Annotated in this window: 1 protein-coding gene; it reads left to right on the plus strand. The window is 69.7% G+C overall.

What is annotated here, in order from left to right; all coding sequences use genetic code 11:
• Nucleotides 1-733: septum site-determining protein MinD (minD, locus tag MOX02_RS30865; protein ID WP_147029553.1), on the plus strand; the 733-nt coding region annotated here is incomplete at both ends.

The following is a 733-nucleotide window of genomic DNA, read 5'->3' on the forward strand; positions in this document are numbered from 1 at the left end:
TTCTCGTCGTCACATCGGGCAAGGGCGGCGTCGGCAAGACGACGACCACCGCGGCCCTGGGTGCGGCCATCGCGCAGAGCGGCAAGAGCGTCTGCGTCGTCGATTTCGACGTCGGCCTGCGCAACCTCGACCTCGTCATGGGGGCCGAGCGCCGCGTCGTGTATGACCTCATCAACGTGGTCAACGGCGACGCCAAGCTGCCGCAGGCCCTGATCCGCGACAAGCGGCTCGACAGCCTGTCGCTGCTGCCGGCCTCCCAGACCCGCGACAAGGACGCGCTCACCGACGCGGGCGTCGCCCGCGTGATGGAGGAGCTGCGTGAGAAGTTCGACTGGGTGATCTGCGACTCGCCCGCCGGCATCGAGCGGGGCGCGACGCTGGCCATGCGCCACGCGGACGTCGCCGTGGTGGTGACGAACCCCGAGGTCTCCTCGGTGCGCGACTCCGACCGCATCATCGGCCTGCTCGACTCGAAGACCATCCGGGCCGAGAAGGGCGAGAGCATCGACAAGCACCTCATCCTGACCCGCTACGACCCCAGCCGGGCCGACCGCGGCGACATGCTGAAGGTGGACGACGTGCTCGAGATCCTCTCGATCCCGCTGCTCGCCATCATCCCGGAGAGCGAGGAGGTGCTGCGCGCCTCGAACGTCGGCTGCCCGGTGACCCTCAACAACCCGCTCTCGGCGCCCGCCCGCGCCTACTCCGACGCGGTTCGCCGCCTGAACGGCGA

This window comes from Methylobacterium oxalidis, assembly GCF_007992195.1.
GTDB classification, from domain to species: Bacteria; Pseudomonadota; Alphaproteobacteria; order Rhizobiales; family Beijerinckiaceae; genus Methylobacterium; species Methylobacterium oxalidis.